General features: G+C 30.2%; 1 protein-coding gene. It reads left to right on the top strand.

Features of this window, described 5'->3' with window-relative positions; genetic code table 11:
- Positions 1-741: YARHG domain-containing protein (locus HGP29_RS28300; RefSeq protein ID WP_211093457.1), on the top strand; the 741-nt coding region annotated here is incomplete at its 5' end.
- Positions 742-754: the final 13 nt, after the last annotated feature.

A 754-nucleotide genomic window follows, 5' to 3' on the forward strand; every position in this document is an offset into this window, starting at 1 on the left:
GTAAGCCATTTGGGACGAGATACTACAAGCATGAAAACTAAACTATTAATATTCAGTCTAACATTTATCTTCATATCAAAAATGGTATCCGGACAAGTAATCGGTTTTGAACAAATTGAGAATTCAAAAGTTACTCCATGGAATCCAAAATTGATAATTGAATATCAGTATGTATATCATTTTGGTGAATCAGAAGCAGAATCTGACTTGATAATTACATTTGGACTTGACAAAGAATATGCTCAAATCAAATCAGGAAAATGGAGTGAAAATGGTCAACGGTGGATTAGTCATTATGAGAATTTAACCAATGTCAGAATTAATGGAAATAAGTTTTATTCTGACCAAACGAATGGGCAATTTGTGATTTATAACAACGGTCAAGAAAAAATTAAAGGTCTGAAGGTTTATAAATCATGGAGTGGTTTAACTGAAAATGATGAATACGAGATAGGAATAAAATCGTATTCGATTGATGATTATTTTAACGGGGAATTTACCCAAGCATCGAAAAGACTTTTAAGTAGAAACGAATTACTAAAAATACCAAAATCGGATTTGAAGATTATGAGAAATGAGATTTTTGCACGATATGGATATAAATTTAAATCTGGCGGAAAAATGGAAAGATATTTTAAAAGTCAAGACTGGTATTCTGGAGAACATGATAATGTAAATGATTTCCTGACCGAGTTGGAAAAAGAAAATATATTACTAATTAAACAAGTAGAAAAAATCTAAACAGCTTACAACA

This window comes from Flammeovirga agarivorans, from assembly GCF_012641475.1.
Classification (GTDB): domain Bacteria; phylum Bacteroidota; class Bacteroidia; order Cytophagales; family Flammeovirgaceae; genus Flammeovirga; species Flammeovirga agarivorans.